Source organism: Neisseria sp. Marseille-Q2251 (assembly GCF_940793045.1).
In the GTDB taxonomy this organism is placed as follows: domain Bacteria; phylum Pseudomonadota; class Gammaproteobacteria; order Burkholderiales; family Neisseriaceae; genus Neisseria.
This window is the reverse complement of sequence record NZ_CALNWV010000034.1, coordinates 1-19,311: the sequence shown is the minus strand read 5'-3', so window position 1 is coordinate 19,311 and position 19,311 is coordinate 1. Positions and strand designations below refer to the sequence as shown.

Genomic DNA, 19,311 nt, shown 5'->3' with positions numbered 1-19,311 from the left:
AATAAGTGGGATTTTAAATAGTTTAATGGTGTAGGCTGATTTCAGGGTCGTCTGAAAACATCAACCCATCAATTTTTGGTAAGTATCAGGTTGGTTGAGCTGCGTGGCGGAACGGTAAAGTAAAGATTGTTCGTCATTTTCATCATAATCATCAATATAAAACGCAAATAGCAATATACCGTTTTCAGCACGATTGCCGAACAGGCCTTCTTGGTCGCATTGTTGTAGTGCGGCTATCAGGGCTGTTTCGTATTCGGTGCGTTTTTGCTGATAGGTGTCGTCATCATCTAGATTTTCTATGCTGCGGTATGCAACTTGGTAGAGCTCGCTTTGGTTTTCCAGCCAGTCATCTGAAGCATTCTGGATTTCGGTTTTGCCTTCATAAAGTGTGCATCTGCCATCCCAAATCGCCTGCAGGATGGTGCAGTTTTTGTATTTTTTCTTGTGCTTGGCAGCAAAGGCTGCTAAATCCTGATGGGTAATTACGGCGTTGTCTGCGGCAAAAAAGTCGTCAACCAAATAGAAATAATACGCGGCAACTTCTTTGCCTGCCTGTTCGACCTGTTGCTTGATGTGGCTGAAGCAGTGTCGGATATGGTTAGCGGCGATGGAGTGCAGTTGTTGTTGCTCGGTGGACATGGGATTCCTTTGCTTCATGCTTTTTGTCTATTCGTATGTGAAACAGAACTGTTTTGTCACTGCATACTTCAAATTACACTTAAAAACTGTACTTGTTCTTTCAGACGACCTTCTTTTGGAAGGCTTATTTTTTATCAGGCAAAATATTGGCATCTGACAATATTTGATTTAAGTGTTCAAATGCAGCCTGCCATGGGCTGTCAATATATGAAGAGTAGCCGTCGTCGTAGGTATTTGCCGTTATTTCCACGAGAAAACGGACTGTATTCAACAAAGCACGTTGTTGAGCAGCGTTGAGCAGCAGTTCATCGGTGTAATAACTGTTCTCCAATGCATAAGCCAATGTATTGGCAACCATATTGTCTGGGTCTTGTAATGCCCAAAGCAAGTAATATGGCAGGGCGAAATGCCTGCCTATACTATCCATAAATGTGATGGAGGAGCAGGGATTAAAACGCGGAATCTCTCCTATGCGGTGTCCTTGAAAAAGGACATTTTCCCAATAATTGCGTTCGTCTTCAGCGCGATAGCGGCAACGTTCCGGATTATTGGTATCCATCCAGTCATCCACGCAGTCGGCTTCCAATATTCCGATTCCGTCTTTCAGCTTGGTATCGGCAAATGCGTGGCAGACTTGCTCGGCGATTTCTTCGTATGCTTTATTCCACTGTTGAGCATATTCACGCAGGTAGCCCAGTATCTTGATGAGTCGCTTGGGAGACATTGTGCATACAGGCTCAGCACGCTGATGTTTCATAGTTAGGTCGTCTGAAAATGGTTCGCTTGTGCAACAACGAAACGTTTCAAGTCATCTGCCATTTGTTGATTGATCTCAGACAGAGTACCAGCAAAACACCAGCCGCGTAGCTGTGCCAATATGTCAAGTCTCTGCATGGCAAGCTGGGCAAGTTGCTGCAATTCAGGTTTCAGACGACCTGCAATTTTAATGCTGCCAAATGCTGTGGCGATAATCACTTTATCGGATTGATAAACTTCGGTTTCCTGTTGTTTACACAGTTCTTCAATGCTTTCGGCAGTTTGGTCTTCTTGAGGAGGCAGGTAATCCATATCCCAATATTCACAAATCAATTTCTCTGGGAAAATCAATGTATCCAGATCGGGATTTTTGCGGAAGGTTTGTGCAAGCTCATACAACGCATCACTGCCTTCATCACTGCCAAACGGAGCCTCTTCGTCACCGCAGTCATAATAGAAATCATCGGTTAAGTATCGGACGAAGTGTGGATGCGAGGTTTTGCGATGCGGACCGAAATCTTCATCGTCAAAATAGAGGCGGTCGATGAAATTAAAATCGGGAGTAGGTTTGTAGCCTTTTTTGGTCTTTTGTGCGATGAGTTTGTCAGCAGCTTTTTGACAATCGGCTTCACCGTCGTATTCGGTAATTTGGAAACGTCCGGCAGTTCCAAGTTTGCCGAAATTAACCATGATGTCGCTACCAGCGGAATCGATAATCCAAAATTTCTGGGACTTGTCGTCGGTATAAATGAAGGCTTGTTTCACAGAAATTCCTTTTCAGGTCGTCTAAAACTGCAAATATTTAAACTAGGTAAAATAACTTACATTTTTATTTTACGCGGCTGCAAACGGTTTCCACCATTTTGTCACTGTGCATTGTTTCGCTGGAATCTTCCTTTTTCAGCTGCCCAATGGCTTCTTGCGGCATTTTGTCGGGACTATTGTAATTGTGAACGTCGATACGCTCTTCAAGTTGTCCGTTTTTGTCAAACAGGGCAATCGCGCTCATAACAGATTGTTTAGGTTCTTGGCAATGTACCCAATCTAAAATCAGCATATGGGCATGTTTGCCTGAACCCGCAGATTGATGCCGTGTAATGGTCGAATACCAACCATTACCGAGATTTTTGATACTGTTCGGATAGAGTGATGCGCTGTATTTCCCGTCAGGTGTTTCGTAGTCATACAAATGCACGGCTTGCTCGGAATGAACAACAGGCAATACAGAGGATTTAGGGTTGTTGTCATCCTTAGGCATAGCGTAGGCGTTAACCGTGAGTACGCCAAGTAATAATGTGGTCAAAAATTTATTCATTATTGGTTTTCCTAAAGGGTAAACTCCATCTATTCTTCAATTACCTGAGGCACGATATACAAACGGTTGCGCACTTCGGGCGCGACGGCTTGATATTCGGCGGCATGGTCGGTTTCGGTAACTTTATCTTCGCGCAGGCGCAGGGCGGCTTCATGAGGGTGAGCCATCGGCTCAACCCCATCAGTATTCACGCTCTGCATTTTTTCAACCATAGCGAAAATGTCGTTCAATTCTGAGAGGGTTTTGCCTTTTTCTTCCTCTGTCAGCGAAAGGCGTGAGAGTTTGGCGATTTTTTCCACATCGGTTAAGCTTAAAGCCATAAAAAATCCTTGTCTGATAGCAAACGCCCCTTTATTGGGGTATCATTGCGTTCTTCTTCGATGAAACGAGGAATTATAACCGAAAACTACTCAAACGGCGTGTGATTTCGCCATGCGTTTCATACGGGGAGTGGGGAGGTCGTCTGAAAAGGCGTTGTTCCCATGTTTTTAATATTTTGAATAACAATTAAATAAAATCGGTGCTGGGCCGATATTCAGGTATTTTATGTTTCGTTTTTTATCCCGTTTTTTCTCCAACGATATCGCCATTGACTTGGGTACGGCGAACACGTTGATTTATGTGCGTGGTAAAGGCATTGTTTTGGACGAGCCGTCTGTGGTGGCGGTTCAATCGGGTACGGGCGGTAAAAGTAAGATTGTCGCCGTGGGTACGGAAGCCAAAAAAATGCAGGGGCGTGCGCCGCGCAATATTGAAATCGTCCGTCCTATGCGGGATGGGGTGATTGCTGATTTTACGATTGCCGAGCGTATGCTGGGTATGTTGATTAAAAAAGCAATACAAGGCAATTCGGTCGTACCGCCGCGCGTAGTGATCTGCGTGCCGGGCGGGGCAACTCAAGTGGAACGCAAGGCAATTTTGGATTCTGCGTTTGCCGCAGGCGCATCTTCCGTACATTTGATTGAGGAGCCGATGGCGGCTGCTTTGGGTGCGGGTTTGCCGATTGAGGATACCGCCGGTTCGATGGTGGTGGACATCGGCGGCGGCACAACGGAAATCGGCATTTTGTCGTTGGGCGGTATGGCTTATTCCGCCTCTGTCCGCGCGGCGGGTGATGAGTTCGATAAGAGCATCGTGCACTATCTGCGCCGTCATCGCGGCGTGTTGATTGGCGAAGCAACGGCTGAGGAATTGAAGAAAACAATCGGTTCAGCCTCCGGCTTTGCAACCGAAACCGCCATGCGGATTAAAGGTCGCGATTTGGCGGAAGGTACGCCCAAGTCGCTTGCCATTACTTCGGAAGAAGTGCGCGAGGCTTTAAGCGAAACGGTTAATCAAATTATTCGCGCCGTGCGCCTTGCGTTGGAACAAGCTCCGCCTGAGTTGGCTGGCGATATTGCCGACAGGGGTATTATGCTGACGGGCGGCGGCGCATTGTTGCACGGTATGGACACTGTTTTGGCGGATGCGACGGGGCTGCCTGTCGGTATTGCCGACCAGCCTTTGAACTGTGTGGCTTATGGTGCGGGTAAGGCCTTGGATTATATCGGCAAATGGAATGCCGTTTTTGTGGATAACCCGTAAGGCAGGCTGAAATGGAACATTCTTCTTTACGGTTTGACGAGGCAAAGGGCCAAAAGCTGTTGCCTCGTTTTATTGCGTATCTTTTATTGGGTGCCGGCATCATGGTGGCAGACGGTCGTTTCGACCTGATGCAGCCTGTGCGTACTGCGGCGGCGGAGATTCTTTATCCGGTGCAATGGTTGGCAAACCAGCCGGTCCGTCTCTATCAATATTTTTCCAACCAATCTCAATCGCAAACCGAGCTATTGGAGCAAAACCGTCTCCTTTTGGAGGAAAACGGCCGTCTGAAAATCCAGCTTCAACGCGACAAGGTTAACCTGAGCGAATTGCAGGAGCTGAAAAAGCTATACAGTTTGCAGCAAAAAGGCGTAAGTAATGTCATTGGTGCGGAAGTGTTGTCCAGTGGCAAAGACCCATTGTCCGAACGTTTGATTATCAATAAAGGCAGTGGCGAAGGGGTTGCGGCGGGCGATGCCGTTATCGATCAAAACGGCTTAATCGGGCGGATTACATTGGTTCACGCAAACAGTGCGGAAGTCGAGCTGATAGCGGCTGCACAAAGTATCGTCCCTGTTGCCGTTGAGCGGACGGGCGAACGCAATCTCGCCTACGGCAACGGCGTGGGCTTGGATTTGCGCTATTTCCCGACAGGATCGGATTTGAAGCCGCAGGATGTTTTGATTACTTCCGGTTTGGACGGCATTTATCCGGCAGGCATTCCCGTGGCGCACGTGGATAAAGTCGTCCGCGCTTCAGGTACGCCTTATTACGACACAGAACTGACCCCGTTTGCCGCCTTGCTCCGCAGCCGCTTTGTTTTGGTTCTGTCTTCTTCCCATTCTTCTCAATAAATCATTCATGAACGATTTTGACGATTCCTACCGTGCCATGCCTGTCGGCGTGATTGCGGCAAGTTTTGCCGTAACCATGCTTGTCGATTTCATGCCTTTTCCCTTTGATGTGTTTTTTTGGCTACCCGAACTGACTGCGCTGATGCTGCTTTATTGGTCTATGCACCATCCCCAACGTGTCGGCATGGGCATTGCGTTTTTGCTCGGCTTGATAGTCGATGCTGCAACGGCAGCGACTTTGGGGCTGCACGCATTGTCTTATACGGTCATGGTGTATTTCGTATTGAACACGCGCCGTCAAATTATGCTCTACGGCCACATCATGCAGATTGGGGCGGTATTGGCAGCATTGTTCTGCCATCAGGCGGTATTGGTGGCGGCGCGCCTGTTTCTCAACAACCAAATCATCACTTGGCAAAGTTTTATTGCGCCTTTGACCGGTGCGCTGCTTTGGCCTTTCTTGAGCCAGTTGATGCTGATGCTGACCAATTTTTATCGCGCCAACAGATAACGTGAAACCATGCCTATACTGAATACTATGAAACGTCGTCTGAAAAATGGCGGTAGCGGTAAAACACAGACTGCAAAGGCGGCACAAGCCGATTCTTTATTGCGTCTGCTGGTGGCGTTTATCCTGATTGTGGTTCTGTTTGCCGCATTGGTGGCGCGGTTTGTTTATTTGCAGGTGTTTCGGCATGACGATTTTTCCGGACAGGCATCCAGCAACCGCATCACATTAATTCCAACCCCGCCCGTCCGCGGCGAAATCGTAGATGTCAACGGCGTGCCGTTGGCAAAAAACTATCCCGTGTTTTCTCTGGAAGTCATCCCCAGCCGCATTGAAGGTAAGATGGAGGATGTCATCGAAGCCTTGCGGAAGTATGTCGATATTACGCCTACCGATTTGAAGCGTTTCCACAAATACCGCGAGAGCTACCGCAAATTTGAAAACATCCCGCTCAAGCTGCGCCTGACAGATGAAGAAGCGGCAAAATTGTCCGTGCATCTTAATGAATTTAAAGGCGTAGAAGTCAATTCGCGTACTTTCCGCGAGTATCCTTATGGCAAACTGACTTCACACTTTTTAGGCTACATCGGCCGCATCAGCGACAAAGATCAGGAAATTTTGGAAGAAGAGGGATTGACTGCGCTTTATCGCGGCAGCACGCACATCGGCAAATCGGGGCTGGAAAAATTTTACGAACCGCAGCTTCATGGCGCGCCCGGCTATCAAGAAGTGGAAAAAGACGCTTACGGCAATATTGTTCGCGTCTTGAAAAACGTGCCGTCGCGTATGGGGCAAACTTTGCGTTTGGGCATGGACATCCGTATGCAGCAAGAAGCGGACAAAATATTGGGAGACAGGCGCGGGGCGATTGTCGCCATCAATCCGCAAGACGGTACAGTGTTGGCTTTCGTTTCCAAACCTTCTTTCGATCCCAATCTCTTTATCGACGGCATCGACAGCGAAACTTGGAAAGCCTTGAATGACGACTGGAAAAAGCCGTTGGTTAACCGCGTAACGCAAGGTCTGTATCCGCCGGGCTCGACGTTTAAGCCGTTTATGGGCATGGCTTTGCTGGAAAGCGGCAAAATTACCCAAACGACGGTCGTTCCTGCGCCCGGCGCATGGAGCATTCCCGGCAGTCGCCACGTTTTCCGAGATTCCGTACGCAGTGGTCACGGTTCGGCAAATTTGAGCAAGGCGATACAGGTGTCGTCTGATACCTTTTTCTACCGCTTGGGCTACGAAATGGGCATAGACAAAGCATCGCCGTATTTAGCGCAATTCGGTTTCGGCAAAAAAACCGGCATCGACCTGCCCAGCGAATATACGGGCGTTTTGCCCAGCCGCGAATGGAAGGCGAAACGCTTTGCCAAATCGTCCGATCCTACCGCCAAAGAATGGCGCGCAGGCGAGATGGTCTCGGTCAGTATCGGGCAGGGTTACAACGCCTACACCCCACTACAAATGGCACACGCCACCGCCTCGCTCGCTAATGACGGCGTGGTTTATCAGCCGCATTTGGTGAAAGAGTTGTTGGATTTCGACAAACGCAAAATCACGCGTATCAATCCCAATCCCGAATACAAAATTCCGTTTAAACAAGACAATTTCGAATACGTCAAACAGGCGATGGAAAAAGTTTTGAAACCGGGCGGTACGGCACACCGTATCGGCGGCGGTTTGGCTTACAGCATGGGCGGCAAAACGGGTACAGCACAGGTTGTACAAATCAAGCAGGGCGGTCGTTACAACGCCTCAGCCTTGCGCGAGCAACATCGCGACCATGCGTGGTTTATCTCGTTTGCCCCCTTAGAGAAACCTGAAATCGCCATCGCAGTGATTCTGGAAAACGGCGGCTGGGGTGCATACGCCGCACCGCTTGCCCGCAGCTTAACCGACTTTTATATGCTCAACGTCAAGCCGCAGCAGTTTTCAGACGACCCTGATGCAGGCGGAATGCCCGAACCGCAACAACACCGCACACAACCTCAACCGCCGACCATATTCCAAAAAGCCTACGGTCTGAAACAGGAGGAAGCAAATCATGAATGAAACGGTCGGAATGTGGGCGAAAATCAAGCGCATCGTATCCGCGCCGATAGACCCGTGGCTGTTTTTCCCCATGCTCGCCATCTACATCATGAGCCTGTTTTTGCTCTATTCGGCGGATGGTCAGGATTTCGGTCAGCTTGAACACAAAACCATTCACACCGTAACAGGCTTTGCGCTCCTGTGGTTTGTCGCTTCCTTCAAGCCGCGTGATGCCGCAAAGGTTGCGCTGCCGATGTACCTGATTGGCGTGTTGCTGCTTGTCGCCGTCGAGGTTGCAGGCGTTACCGTCAATGGCTCTACGCGCTGGCTGGAGCTGGGTTTCACACGCATCCAGCCGTCCGAAATCATGAAAATCGTCCTGCCCATGACCGTTGCTTGGTATTTCCAACGGCACGAAGGTCGTCTGAAATGGTTTCACTACATCATCGCCATGCTTTTAATCCTTATCCCCGTTGCGCTGATTTTGAAACAGCCTGACTTGGGTACGGCGGTTTTGATTATGGCATCGGGTATTTTCATCGTCTTTTTCGCAGGTTTACCTTGGAAAGTCATCTTTGCCGCCATCGTCGCCTTTATTGCCGCATTGCCACTTTTGTGGAACTACGGGATGCACGACTATCAGAAAACCCGCGTTTTGACGCTGTTTGACCCGACGCAAGACCCTTTGGGCGCAGGCTACCACATCATTCAGTCCATGATTGCCATCGGTTCGGGCGGCGTTTGGGGAAAAGGCTGGCTCAACGGCACACAAACGCATTTGGATTACATTCCCGAGTCCACGACCGACTTCATTTTTGCCGTGTATGGCGAAGAATTCGGTTTGATCGGCAACATCTTGCTGCTGCTGGTTTACCTCGTTATCCTGACGCGCGGACTGCTGATTGCCGCCAAAGCCCAATCGCTTTACAGCCGCACGCTTGCCGGCGCATTGACCATGACCTTTTTCTGCTACGCCTTTGTGAACATGGGTATGGTGAGCGGCATTTTGCCCGTTGTCGGCGTTCCCCTGCCGTTGGTCAGCTATGGCGGCACTGCAACGCTCTCCATCATGACCGTACTTGCGCTGCTCATGGGTATTTCCAGCGAGCACAAAACCAAACGCCGCTACGAATTCAATGACAAAGCGGACGTAAACGTCTCTACAAAAAACCAATAAGGGAATAAAAAATGGAATTAGGTGTAGAAATCGGCAAACTTTTGGTTGCCTTCCTTGTACTGATCAACCCGTTCAGCGCGCTTTCGATTTACCTTGATTTGACGCAGGATCACAGCACCAAAGAAAAGCGCCGCATCGCCCGCACCGCCGCACTCGCCGTCTTCATCGTCATTACCGTCTTCACCTTAACGGGCGGGATGTTGTTGAAAATCTTAGGCATCAGCGTCGGCTCTTTCCAAGTCGGCGGCGGTATTTTGGTATTGCTTATCGCCATCTCCATGATGAACGGCAACGACAACCCTGCCAAACAAAATATCGGTGGAGACAAGGAAGAGGGTGTTGTACAACACATCCAGAAAAATGCCAAAGCCATCGCCGTCGTTCCCGTCGCCATCCCCATCACCATCGGTCCGGGCGGTATCTCTACCGTGATCATCTACGCCTCAGCCGCCAAAAATTACAGCGATATTGCTTTGATCCTTACCGCAGGCTTCCTCGTCAGCCTGATTTGCTACGCCATCCTCATCGTCGCCGGGCGAATCAGCAAAAAACTGGGTACGACAGGGTTGACCATCCTCAACCGCATCATGGGTATGATGCTTGCGGCCGTCTCCGTAGAAATCATCGTTGCCGGATTGAAATCTATTTTTCCGCAACTGGCAGGCTAGTTCAGCGGATTAGACAAGAAGCAGACATTACCGCATATTTGTTTATCCTTGCCAATGTAAAAGGTCGTCTGAAAACAGGGTTTTCAGACGACCTTTAGTCTATTGACTTTCTAAAAGTGCCAATATCTATCCAAAATACAATAGTCAAAGCTATGTAACTATTTATTGAGAGACTTGTTTTCAGACGACTTCGGCAACATCAAAGAACCAATCGAGCCCGCAATTGCCCCCATTATTCCGACTCCGGCGTACATTTGCCAATCCAATGTTGTTGAACGCTGATATATCAGCATCAACATACCTTCAGATGCCGCAATCGTAAGTACCACACCTGCCGCTGAAAGCAATGTAAACAACAACGTTCCTGCTACACTGCGCCGCAAGTACAAACGTTTTGCGACAAGGGTACATAACAGCATGGCGGGTAGACCATGGGCAGTAGAAATCAAAACATTGCCCAATATCTCTAAAACGGACGGATTTCCTTTATCTAAAACATTCATGTAAAGCAATAACAAAAACAACAGTACTTGCACACCAAATACAACCAGCAGCAGAGCGGCAGATTTCCAATATGCTTTAATTTTAGGCTGATTCATCATATTCCTTTTCTAATTTATAGTCATAGCACGTTGTAATTAATTTATCGATTCTAGTTTGATTCTGCCTATCCGCCAATATCACACATAGATAAAATTCGTTCCTTTTGATGAGAGTCGTCTGAAAAGTCGGTTTCCATCAATGGAAATAGAAATTCAGATGATTTTTTGAGTGAAAAACTAAAAAGTTTTGCCCTGAGTTTTCAAAAGCGTTACACTCCATCCGGCATCGAGAGTAGGGTGGCAATCTTATGATTTTATGAGCTGCCAAAATTGTTCAAGTATTTGATTTGAATGATTTCACCCTTTGAGGCAAATAACATCGATGCCAACTTATCTAACCACGCCGCTGCCGTCATTGCGCCGACAGTCAGGCAGTCAGCGTCATTGCGCCGCTGTAAACACGAAAGAACACACTATGACCATCTCTCCCGTCGCCTTGCGCCGTAAGACCGAGCGCAAGCCGCACCCGACTGCGCGTTATTGGAAAAAATGCGATGTCGAAGCCCTGTTCGGACTTCCCTTCCTCGACCTCGTTTACCAAGCCGCCGAAATACACCGCCAAAATTTCAACCCGCGCGAAATCCAGCTTTCCACGCTGTTATCCATCAAAACCGGCGGCTGTCCCGAAGACTGCGCCTACTGTCCGCAATCGGCGCACCACAACACCAATCTGGGCAAAGAGCAGATGATGGATGTAGATGAAATCGTCGAAAAAGCCAAAATCGCCAAATCGCGCGGCGCAAGCCGTTTCTGCATGGGCGCGGCATGGCGCGGACCCAAACCCAAAGACGTGGAGACGGTTTCCGCAATCATCAAAGCCGTGAAGGGCTTGGGCATGGAAACCTGCGGCACGTTCGGTATGCTCGAAGACGGTATGGCGGAAGACTTCAAAAAAGCAGGTTTGGACTATTACAACCACAACCTCGACACCGACCCTGAGCGCTACAACGACATCATCCACACGCGCAAACACGAAGACCGCATGGATACCTTGGGCAAAGTCCGCAATGCCGGTTTGAAGGTTTGCTGCGGCGGCATCGTCGGCATGAACGAGACCCGCGCCGAGCGTGCCGGACTGATTGCCAGCCTCGCCAACCTTGACCCGCAGCCCGAAAGCGTGCCGATTAACCAGTTGGTCAAAGTGGAAGGCACGCCGCTTGCCGATGCCGAAGATTTGGACTGGACGGAGTTCGTGCGCACCATCGCCGTAGCACGGATTACCATGCCGCACAGCTACGTCCGTCTGTCGGCAGGACGCAGCAATATGCCCGAGTCCATGCAGGCGATGTGTTTCTTGGCGGGCGCGAACTCGATTTTCTACGGCGACAAGCTCTTAACCACCGAAAACCCCGACGAAGACGGCGACCGCCTATTGATGGAAAAACTGAATTTGTATCCGTTACGGTTTGAGTTGGAAGAAGAATACGAAGCGGCGCAACAGGAAAACGAAACGCCTAAAATCAAAGTAGATTATTAATCCGTTCTTTCTTATATTTCCGATAGATCAAGGTCGTCTGAGAACTATATTTACGAAGCTAATGCTTCAAATACGGTTTTCAGACGACCTTTTTAATGAGATTTTAAGAACACTTTCTGTATTGCTCAGATGCGTTTAATCGTGGCTCGACTTCAAATCAGACGGGGCAGAGTCGTATGCTGTACCGATAGCCGTACTGATGCAATGTTATCCGCCAAATTTAAGTCATAAAAACTGCACTTTGGCTGACTGGAGGAAAAATCCAGCTAACAAAGTGCAGTTTGCTATTTTCAGACGAGCCTCAACTATGTGTCGCGCTCCTTGTCAGATTCAGCTTTACGCTTTTTCTTTTTGGCGCATTTTTTCCGCCATCATTTCATGCAGCGTTCTCTTGGCAGGTTTCATCGGAACGCGGTTGTCTGTCCAGCCCAGTTGCTTGCTCGGCGTCAATGCGCGGAATTTAGTGGCCGCCCAACCGAAGGCGCGGTAGGCTTTGCTGCCGCTGAAAATGCCGTTGAACGTGCGCCATGCCATTTGTTCGCCGAAGGTATGCGATGCGCCTTGTCCGCGGATAGGATGTGGTACGACCTCGGTCGGCGAACGTTGTGCCTCGACACGCAGACGCTGCATTTGCTCGGTAATCGGGATACGCACCGGACAAACTTCCACACACGCGCCGCACATGGTACAGGCGGTCGGCAGATCGCGGGTGGCTTCCAAGCCCAAAAGGTGCGGAGAAATAATCTCGCCGATAGGGCCGGGGTAGGTTGTGCCGTATGCCGCGCCACCGATACGGGTATAAACCGGACAATGGTTCATACATGCGCCACAACGGATACATTGCAAGGTGCGGCGCATTTGATCTTCGGCATAGGCTTGGCTGCGGCCGTTGTCGAGCAGAACCAAGTGCATTTCCTGCGGACCGTCCAGCTCTTCGCTGCGGCGCGGGCCGGTAATCATGTTGAAATAGGTGGTAATGTTCTGACCGATGGCAGAACGTGGTAGCAGGCTGTACAAAGGAGGAACGTCCGACAGCTTGGCTACAACTTTTTCAATACCGGTAATAGCGATATGCACGGGCGGAACGGTGGTACTCAAGCGACCGTTGCCTTCGTTTTCCACCAGACACAGCGTACCTGTTTCTGCAACAGCAAAGTTTACGCCGCTCAAACCAACATCGGCAGTGCTGTAAATATCGCGCAGGGCTTTGCGGGCGAAGCCGGTCAGTTGGTCTACGTCGTCCGTTAACGGCGTGCCGAGGTTTTGGTGGAAAAGTTCGCTAACCTGTTCTTTGGTTTTGTGAATGGCGGGCATCACGATATGGGTCGGTTTTTCACCTGCCATTTGGACGATAAACTCGCCCAAGTCGCTTTCCACTGCTTTAATGCCTTTTGCTTCAAGATAATGGTTCAGTTCGATTTCTTCGCTGACCATCGATTTGCCTTTGACCATCAGCTTACCGTTTTTGGCAGCAATGATGTCGTGGATGATTTGGCAGGCTTCGGCCGGAGTTTCCGCCCAGTGTACTTTCACGCCCAACTTAGTCAGGTTTTCTTCCAGTTGCTCCAGCAGGGCGGGCAATTTGGACAGAGAACGCTGACGGACGTGTTCGCACAAATCACGCAGGCTTTGCAGCTCTTCTTCGTCGGTCAAAACGGCTTTGCGTTTGGTCATCAGCATATCCATCGCGGTACGCAGACTCTTACGCAAAGGCTTGTCTTGAAGGGAAATTGCGGCGTTTTGTTTGAAAGTTTCCGGCTTCATGTGGAACTTGATGGTTTGCGTAGTCATGCGTTTTCCTCCAAATCGGCAGGGGAAATGTGGTCAGGCAGGATGGCGAGGATGACCAAATCACGCGGACCGTGCGCGCCGTAAGCAAGCGTCAACTGAATGTCTGCGGTTTTGGACGGGCCGGAAATCAGGAAAACATTGGTCGGCATACCGTTTTCCACCAGTTTTTCGCCTTCAACGGCGTTGTGAAATTCGTTATACATTTTCGCCGTATCAAACAGACAGAAATGCACGGGCGGAACGAGGCTTAAAGTACGCGGTTCTTCGGGGCTGGAAAACAGCATCAGTGTACCGGTACGGGCGATGCCGCATTGCGAGCCGCTAAAGCCTGCATCGATGTTCGTGAAGAACTCGGTTTTCCAAGTATCGATTTCGCGCTCGAAAGCAATCGGTTCGATATTGCTGTCCACCAGCGCGGCACGGGCAATTTGTCCGTGTTCGGTCGCCAACGGCAGCAGGATGTTTTTCAAACCTTTGCCTTCGGCAGCTTGACGGAATACTTGCGGCCAGCTGGTTTTGGTCACCCAATAAATTTCGGTTTTGACTGCACGCATAGCGGCAGCCCAATGTTTCAGACGCTCAACTTCGCTGTCCCAAGAAACACCCATTTCACGGTAATAATCAAAAACCGCAGGCTCTTCCATCGGCAATGCGTCGGCTTTTTTCAGTTTTGCCAAAATATTTTCGCGCGCGCTCATGCTTTGCCTCCGGTACGTTCCAACAAGAAGGATGCGATGTGTTTCGGGCGCGGCATGTTCGGCTCGTCTTTAGCGATTTTGCCGCCGATGTTCATCATGCAGCCACAGTCCGCGCTGATGATTTCGGTCGCACCGGTTTCTTTCAGCGCGGCAACTTTGTCTGTTACCATCGCGCCGGAAATATCGGCCTGTTTGACAGAGAATGTACCGCCAAAGCCGCAGCATTCGCTTTCGTGGTCGTGAACGATACGTTCAACATTTTCCATACCGTCAATCAACTGCCAGCCTGAAATATGGACGTTCATTTCGCGGCGTGCCGCGCAGGAAGTGTGGACGGCGACTTTGACCGGCTCGCCTTTGTCTTCAGGCTTGTAGCCGATGGCAAGCAAGAAATGAGTAAACTCAATGATACGGTTGGCACAATCCACCGCTTTGGATTCGTATTCTGTATTTTTAAACAGGGTAGGCCAGTGATGTTTCATCATGCCGCCGCACGAGCCGGACGGTACGACGATTGGCCAGTTTTCAGGGAAAAGGTCGAGTTGCGCTTTGGCGACATCAAACGCCTCGGTCGGATGACCGGAAGAGTAGGCGGGTTGGCCGCAGCAGCTTTGCGCCATCGGGTAATGAACCCGTATGCCTTGCTGCTCGATTAAAGTAATGGCATCCATGCCTGCTTCGGGCATGAAAAGATCGAGGACGCAGGTGCCGAAGAAATAGACATCCGTCGGCTTGCTGTCGAATGTAGTGATTTTGGGTGGGGTGATTGCGCTCATTTTTTCGTTAACGGGAGTACCCGTTTTTCTTTGTATAAATAGATGGCTACTTTAAGTAATTGCATGTAGGCGGTCAAGTATAATTTTAAAAAATAATATTGGAAACGATTGATGGGTCGTCTGAAATACTGATTCCACAAATATAAATATTTATATGCGAATAAATATCATTATATTTAAAAGCTAATTCATTTATTAATGAATAAATTAATCAATCCATATGAATGCAAGGGTATTCAACAAATACGATTGCACCCGGGTTTCAAATAGTTTTATAGAAAAAAATAGGTGAGGGTAGTTAATGGGACTGGGAAGAAGAAGGGTTTTTGGATGTATTAATTTTTGCTGCAACCCATAACGCGACACCTGAGCCCAACATATCCGCAATGCCGTCGCCAATAGAGCCTTCGCGTGTTGTGGTAAACGTAGCTTGTGCCCATTCACTTCCAACAGCAAACAGAAGTGCGAATATCAACAAACCGAGATACGGAATTTTTGCTTTTTCGTGAATATAAGATTTTGCCAATAACCAAATTTGGGCAAAAAACAAAGCGAAGTGGGCTACTTTGTCGAAATTGGGAAACGGTGGCGGCGTATTGCCAGATTCCTTGAAAATCAAAGAATATATACCGGCCACAAACCAAATGATAGCCAACAGACTGAATTTATTGATGTAAAACTTCATTTTTGTTCCTCATCCAACCAAGTTTGGCAGATAGCTGCAAGGCGGATGAATTTGTTGCCGCGTCCGTTTAAGATGTCGCACCATTGTTCAACTTCCTCTGTTGTCGGTGCATCATCTATACTGCATTCGTACAGCAGGAAATCAAGGGTTTCTTCCACTACACCGACGGGTTCATTCTGGATTAATTCTAAAATCTGAGACATATAGGGAATTTTTCAAAAGAGGAGGGCGGATAATGACGTACACAACATAGTATTTACTTGCTGTGTAGGAAACGTGTAGCTTCTTCCCATTCGCCCGACATTATTTTCGGCATCGCTTTTAATGATTTGGCAATTGCCTCGTCAATCTGTTGGCGGTGTTCTGCGCTTGGCTTGTTCAATACATAAGCGACAACGAGGTTACGGTCACCCGGATGATCTATACCCAAACGCAAACGGTAATAGTCAGGTGTACCAAGACGGGCTTGGATATCTTTCAAGCCGTTATGCCCCCCATTTCCGCCGCCAAGTTTAAATTTGATACGCCCGCAAGGAATATCCAATTCGTCATGCACAACCAGTATCTCTTCGGGCTTGATTTTGTAAAACTGCGCGAGTGCGGCAACAGACTGGCCGGAACGATTCATAAAAGTCATGGGTTTAAGCAGCCACACATCGCCATCAGGCAGATTCGCCCGCGCCACCTCACCAAAAAATTTTTTCTCTTCTTTAAATGATACTTTCCACTGCCACGCAAGTTCGTCTAAGAACCAAAATCCTGCATTATGACGGGTTTGTTCGTATTCGCCCCCGGGATTTCCCAGTCCGACGATCAGTTTGATTTTATTCGACATAATTATTTCTCAATACCTCAGAAAATACGGTAATTTTCAATAAAAGGTCGTCTGAACATGGTTTCAGACGACCCCGGTTAACTTTCAATCCTGATTCTGTACCCGTTTTCGACGTGCCTCTTTAGGATCAATCAATAATGGGCGATAAATCTCAATCCGATCTTTATCGCGAAGAAGCGTCTCACTTTTAACTGATTTGCCAAAAATTCCTAGCGGAGCAGTTTGCAAGTCCAGTTCTGAAAATATTTCATCTAAACCACTTTGACACACCGCTTCACGCGCCGTACAGCCATTTTGCACATTCAGTTTTTTCAACACTTGCTTGTCAGGCAAACCGTAAACGACTTCAATCTCAAGCATAACGGCGATCCGCTTCTTTAACGAACGCATCAACCAATGCCCCGGACAAATGGCTGAAAACGGGCGAAATCATGGCAGATAAGACAGAGTTGGAAAATTCATATTCCAATTTAAATTCAACTTTGCACATATCGTCGCCCAAATCTAAGAATTTCCATGTTCCCCGCAAGATTTTAAAAGGCCCTTCCAACAAATCCATTCGGATTTCCTTGCCGGGAATATTGTGATTGTGTGTAGCAAATGATTGGCGCACGCGCATATAGTCCATAAAAAGACGCGCTTTCAACTCATTGTTTTTTCGTTCAATCACTTCAGTTTTACTATACCAGGGCAAAAATTTCGGATAGTCTTCAACCTTATCAACCAACTCAAACATTTGCTCCGCGCTATGCAAAACCAAGATATTTTTCTCAACCTTTTTCATGCTCAAACAGGCCCAAAATCGGAAAGCGGTATTATAAACGAATTCACTGTATTTTTCAGACGACCTCGAATCTCTGCAACCATCCCAATCAAACTCATCATCAAGACAGTCCGACTTGGCAAAGTATAACGATATGCGTATAATCGACCTTTCCCATCTGGGGGCGATCTTGGTTTCGACGGGGGTTGCAAAGCAGATGCGGGCATACCGGGGTCTCAGATTTCCCGTAAAACACTGAATCTAAATAGTCGCAAACGACGAAACTTACGCACTGGCCGCTTAAGGCCTGCCGTTGCAGCAGTTGGTCAATGGGCTGTGTAGTGCAAGCTACCGCAACGTCATTTTACATTGACTGGTTTTCCGCCGGGTTACTTGGCGGGAAATAAGATTTAAGGTAACTGGTTCCTAGAAGGCCTGTCGGTCGGCATGATAGGAACGAGATTTTAAATAGACACGACTAAGTATGTAGAACGCTCTGTAGAGGACTTCCGGACGGGGGTTCGATTCCCCCCGCCTCCACCAAGATATCCGATAAGTATCCTATACTTATCTTCATTTCTGTGTTTTTTGGCACACTATTGGCACATTTCCCATCAAAAAGCTGCTCGATTTTAGACTTTTCACGCTGCTTGTCGGCCAAGTCAATCCAGCGGGAATAGTTTTCAAGTAGCATCTTCATGGTGCTGTGTCCCATCTGCCGGGCTACCCACATGGGGTTGGCTCCGGCCATGAGGTTGAGTGTGGCAAATGTATGGCGGGTGTTGTAGGGTTTCCTGTACCTTACCCCCGCTATTTTTATGGCGTGCTGCCACGGTCTCCAAGGTACTTTGTCATTCTCAAACGGGCTGCCGGTTTTTGGATTGATGAAAACGTATCCGCTTGCTAGTCCTGTTCTTTGCCATTGTCTGCGTAAGGCTTCCAAGGCGCGGCTATTGAGTTCGATGTCTCGGTAGCTGTGGGTTTTAGTGCTTTTCAGCTTGCCAGCCACGGATGCTTTGTTACGCACACGCACTGCCTCTGAAAGTCGATGTCCTGCCAAGTGAGGGCGATGAACTCGCTGGTACGCATACCGCTGAAGAAGGCCAGTTCGAAGTAATTGTGAAACACAGGTTCATTTTTCAGGTAGCCTAGGATGGCTTCGGCTTCTTCGAGCGTGAACGGGTCAGGCGGCTCTTTCTGCACTTTGGCGTTGGCCAGATGCTGGGCGGGGTTGTCTTTTATCCTACCGTCGCGGAGCGCAAGAACAAACGGCTGCCGAATAACGGTGGCGATGTTGTTGCGAGTTTTTGCGCTACAGTCTAAGGTAGCCAGCAACCCGGCTAGGGTACTGTACTGGATACGGTCTATCGGTATGTCGCCAATTTTGGGCAGAACGTGGCTGTTGAGCATGCCGCGATAGCGGGATAGGGTGGAGTGGGATAGCTGGTTAACGGTGGCCAGCTAGGCTTCGGCCATCTCACGGAAAGTGGGGCTGCTTTCCGTTTTTTCTGCACGTTTGGAGTGGGGGAAGAATTCAGCGTAGTCGAATACGCCGATGGCGATTCGGGTACATATTTCTTCCCAGAGTTTGGTGGCATGTCGGATGTTGGCGGTGGTGGGCTTGAGCGGCAGGCTTTCCCAACATCGTTTACCCCGATACATGAACCATATTTTGATACTACAGTCGCGGATAACTAAGCCGGTTGGCATTCGTTTCGTTGCCATTTTTCTACCTCTTTTACGTTGATTAAGATGTGGCGGTCAGGTGCACGGTAGTAGTGGAGTCCCTCTATCCAAACGCCGGTGCTAATTTTGTCCCTTAAAGCCTTTTCTGTATAGCCTGACAACTCGGCGTAACGTTTCAACTGGATTTGGTTCAGCATATTCAATCCTCCATATGAGTAATTAGGACTTGTAGTAAGTGGTCGTAGTACCGTAGCCAACCATGTGGCGGACATCAGGCAACCTGAGTCGTCTTTCTGTTTGCATTTTTTCTCCAAATTTTAAGTTCGCCTTTAAGCGGTTTAGTTATAGTCAATTAAAATCAAAATAGGACAGTAACGCATCGTCAAATCGGGCGTAATCAGACAATACGGTTCGCAGATACCGCTTAATATTCGCCCACACCTTCTCAATCGGGTTGAGCTCAGGTGAA

Annotated in this window: 24 protein-coding genes, 1 other RNA gene and 2 pseudogenes; 8 read left to right on the top strand and 19 right to left on the bottom strand. The window is 48.6% G+C overall.

Annotated features, from left to right (window positions below):
- Nucleotides 1-60 precede the first annotated feature (60 nt).
- The 5 genes from AAG834_RS10570 to gatC all read right to left on the bottom strand — a co-directional run bounded on the left by AAG834_RS10570 (nucleotide 61) and on the right by gatC (nucleotide 3,030).
- Complete coding sequence (locus AAG834_RS10570; RefSeq protein ID WP_070512006.1) at nucleotides 61-639, bottom strand: DUF4303 domain-containing protein; 579 nt, start codon at nucleotides 637-639, stop codon at nucleotides 61-63.
- Between the two features lie 124 nt (nucleotides 640-763).
- A complete protein-coding gene (locus tag AAG834_RS10565) occupies nucleotides 764-1,396 on the bottom strand; it encodes a DUF6714 family protein (protein ID WP_246830397.1) in 633 nt (210 codons plus the stop codon).
- Between the two features lie 2 nt (nucleotides 1,397-1,398).
- The gene (locus AAG834_RS10560; RefSeq protein ID WP_070512009.1) at nucleotides 1,399-2,160 is read right to left on the bottom strand and encodes a WGR domain-containing protein; all 762 of its coding nucleotides are present in this window, start codon (nucleotides 2,158-2,160) and stop codon (nucleotides 1,399-1,401) included.
- A 64-nt stretch (nucleotides 2,161-2,224) separates the two neighbouring features.
- Nucleotides 2,225-2,710 carry a hypothetical protein gene (locus tag AAG834_RS10555; RefSeq protein ID WP_070512012.1) on the bottom strand — a complete coding sequence of 162 codons (486 nt, stop codon included), beginning with the start codon at nucleotides 2,708-2,710 and terminating at the stop codon, nucleotides 2,225-2,227.
- Between the two features lie 29 nt (nucleotides 2,711-2,739).
- Nucleotides 2,740-3,030 (bottom strand): Asp-tRNA(Asn)/Glu-tRNA(Gln) amidotransferase subunit GatC, encoded by a 291-nt coding sequence (gene gatC, locus AAG834_RS10550; protein WP_003778900.1) that lies wholly within the window; start codon nucleotides 3,028-3,030, stop codon nucleotides 2,740-2,742.
- 226 nt (nucleotides 3,031-3,256) lie between these two features.
- Between gatC and mreB the strand changes: the two genes are divergently transcribed.
- From mreB to AAG834_RS10520, 6 genes are read left to right on the top strand one after another with little or no spacing between them, the layout of a single operon-like run.
- Nucleotides 3,257-4,294 carry a rod shape-determining protein gene (mreB, locus tag AAG834_RS10545; RefSeq protein ID WP_003778899.1) on the top strand — a complete coding sequence of 346 codons (1,038 nt, stop codon included), beginning with the start codon at nucleotides 3,257-3,259 and terminating at the stop codon, nucleotides 4,292-4,294.
- Between the two features lie 11 nt (nucleotides 4,295-4,305).
- Nucleotides 4,306-5,145, top strand: a complete 840-nt coding sequence (mreC, locus tag AAG834_RS10540; RefSeq protein ID WP_342032090.1) for a rod shape-determining protein MreC — start codon at nucleotides 4,306-4,308, stop codon at nucleotides 5,143-5,145.
- 7 nt (nucleotides 5,146-5,152) lie between these two features.
- Complete coding sequence (mreD, locus tag AAG834_RS10535) at nucleotides 5,153-5,656, top strand: rod shape-determining protein MreD (RefSeq protein WP_070512018.1); 504 nt, start codon at nucleotides 5,153-5,155, stop codon at nucleotides 5,654-5,656.
- Nucleotides 5,657-5,683: 27 nt separating this feature from the next.
- Nucleotides 5,684-7,705: a penicillin-binding protein 2 gene (gene mrdA, locus AAG834_RS10530; RefSeq protein ID WP_446740456.1), complete on the top strand. Its 2,022-nt coding sequence runs from the start codon at nucleotides 5,684-5,686 to the stop codon at nucleotides 7,703-7,705.
- Entirely contained in the window at nucleotides 7,698-8,861 is a 1,164-nt protein-coding gene (gene rodA, locus AAG834_RS10525; protein ID WP_342032088.1) for a rod shape-determining protein RodA, read from the top strand. Before mrdA ends, rodA begins: the two co-directional genes overlap by 8 nt.
- 11 nt (nucleotides 8,862-8,872) lie before the next feature.
- On the top strand, nucleotides 8,873-9,529 hold the full coding sequence (locus AAG834_RS10520; protein ID WP_049231480.1) for a MarC family protein: 657 nt from the start codon (nucleotides 8,873-8,875) through the stop codon (nucleotides 9,527-9,529).
- 158 nt (nucleotides 9,530-9,687) lie between these two features.
- Here the strand turns inward: AAG834_RS10520 and AAG834_RS10515 are convergent, their stop codons facing one another.
- The gene (locus AAG834_RS10515; protein WP_083299282.1) at nucleotides 9,688-10,128 is read right to left on the bottom strand and encodes a methionine ABC transporter permease; all 441 of its coding nucleotides are present in this window, start codon (nucleotides 10,126-10,128) and stop codon (nucleotides 9,688-9,690) included.
- A 418-nt stretch (nucleotides 10,129-10,546) separates the two neighbouring features.
- Between AAG834_RS10515 and bioB the strand changes: the two genes are divergently transcribed.
- Nucleotides 10,547-11,608 (top strand): biotin synthase BioB, encoded by a 1,062-nt coding sequence (bioB, locus tag AAG834_RS10510; RefSeq protein WP_070512032.1) that lies wholly within the window; start codon nucleotides 10,547-10,549, stop codon nucleotides 11,606-11,608.
- A 336-nt stretch (nucleotides 11,609-11,944) separates the two neighbouring features.
- Here the strand turns inward: bioB and AAG834_RS10505 are convergent, their stop codons facing one another.
- The 8 genes from AAG834_RS10505 to AAG834_RS10470 all read right to left on the bottom strand — a co-directional run bounded on the left by AAG834_RS10505 (nucleotide 11,945) and on the right by AAG834_RS10470 (nucleotide 17,177).
- A complete protein-coding gene (locus AAG834_RS10505) occupies nucleotides 11,945-13,399 on the bottom strand; it encodes a LutB/LldF family L-lactate oxidation iron-sulfur protein (protein ID WP_070514071.1) in 1,455 nt (484 codons plus the stop codon).
- Nucleotides 13,396-14,097, bottom strand: coding sequence for a LutC/YkgG family protein (locus tag AAG834_RS10500; protein WP_009173618.1), 702 nt, complete (start codon nucleotides 14,095-14,097; stop codon nucleotides 13,396-13,398). Before AAG834_RS10500 ends, AAG834_RS10505 begins: the two co-directional genes overlap by 4 nt.
- Entirely contained in the window at nucleotides 14,094-14,873 is a 780-nt protein-coding gene (locus AAG834_RS10495) for a (Fe-S)-binding protein (RefSeq protein ID WP_003743122.1), read from the bottom strand. The genes AAG834_RS10500 and AAG834_RS10495 overlap by 4 nt, the downstream gene beginning before the upstream one ends.
- A 298-nt stretch (nucleotides 14,874-15,171) precedes the next feature.
- Nucleotides 15,172-15,558, bottom strand: coding sequence for a VanZ family protein (locus AAG834_RS10490; RefSeq protein ID WP_342032087.1), 387 nt, complete (start codon nucleotides 15,556-15,558; stop codon nucleotides 15,172-15,174).
- Nucleotides 15,555-15,761: a dioxygenase gene (locus AAG834_RS10485; RefSeq protein WP_342032086.1), complete on the bottom strand. Its 207-nt coding sequence runs from the start codon at nucleotides 15,759-15,761 to the stop codon at nucleotides 15,555-15,557. Before AAG834_RS10485 ends, AAG834_RS10490 begins: the two co-directional genes overlap by 4 nt.
- Nucleotides 15,762-15,814: 53 nt before the next feature.
- Entirely contained in the window at nucleotides 15,815-16,393 is a 579-nt protein-coding gene (gene pth / locus AAG834_RS10480; protein WP_342032085.1) for an aminoacyl-tRNA hydrolase, read from the bottom strand.
- Nucleotides 16,394-16,477: 84 nt separating this feature from the next.
- A complete protein-coding gene (locus tag AAG834_RS10475) occupies nucleotides 16,478-16,753 on the bottom strand; it encodes an RnfH family protein (protein WP_049229736.1) in 276 nt (91 codons plus the stop codon).
- On the bottom strand, nucleotides 16,746-17,177 hold the full coding sequence (locus tag AAG834_RS10470) for a type II toxin-antitoxin system RatA family toxin (protein WP_003756250.1): 432 nt from the start codon (nucleotides 17,175-17,177) through the stop codon (nucleotides 16,746-16,748). The genes AAG834_RS10475 and AAG834_RS10470 overlap by 8 nt, the downstream gene beginning before the upstream one ends.
- Nucleotides 17,178-17,336: 159 nt before the next feature.
- Here AAG834_RS10470 and ssrA point away from each other — a divergent pair.
- Nucleotides 17,337-17,699: a transfer-messenger RNA gene (ssrA, locus tag AAG834_RS10465) on the top strand.
- Nucleotides 17,700-17,889: 190 nt separating this feature from the next.
- On the opposite strand, the pseudogene AAG834_RS13840 reads toward ssrA, so the two are convergent.
- The 5 genes and pseudogenes from AAG834_RS13840 to AAG834_RS10445 form a co-directional block, all read right to left on the bottom strand.
- Nucleotides 17,890-18,165 (bottom strand): annotated as a pseudogene (locus AAG834_RS13840) (site-specific integrase); the annotation flags it as partial.
- A complete protein-coding gene (locus tag AAG834_RS10460; RefSeq protein ID WP_342032084.1) occupies nucleotides 18,150-18,491 on the bottom strand; it encodes a tyrosine-type recombinase/integrase in 342 nt (113 codons plus the stop codon). The pseudogene AAG834_RS13840 and the gene AAG834_RS10460, both read right to left, overlap by 16 nt.
- 126 nt (nucleotides 18,492-18,617) lie before the next feature.
- Nucleotides 18,618-18,866, bottom strand: a complete 249-nt coding sequence (locus AAG834_RS10455; protein WP_070514066.1) for an Arm DNA-binding domain-containing protein — start codon at nucleotides 18,864-18,866, stop codon at nucleotides 18,618-18,620.
- Nucleotides 18,851-19,039 carry an excisionase gene (locus AAG834_RS10450; protein WP_070514065.1) on the bottom strand — a complete coding sequence of 63 codons (189 nt, stop codon included), beginning with the start codon at nucleotides 19,037-19,039 and terminating at the stop codon, nucleotides 18,851-18,853. Before AAG834_RS10450 ends, AAG834_RS10455 begins: the two co-directional genes overlap by 16 nt.
- A gap of 151 nt (nucleotides 19,040-19,190) precedes the next feature.
- Nucleotides 19,191-19,311: pseudogene (locus AAG834_RS10445) on the bottom strand (IS630 family transposase); the annotation flags it as partial.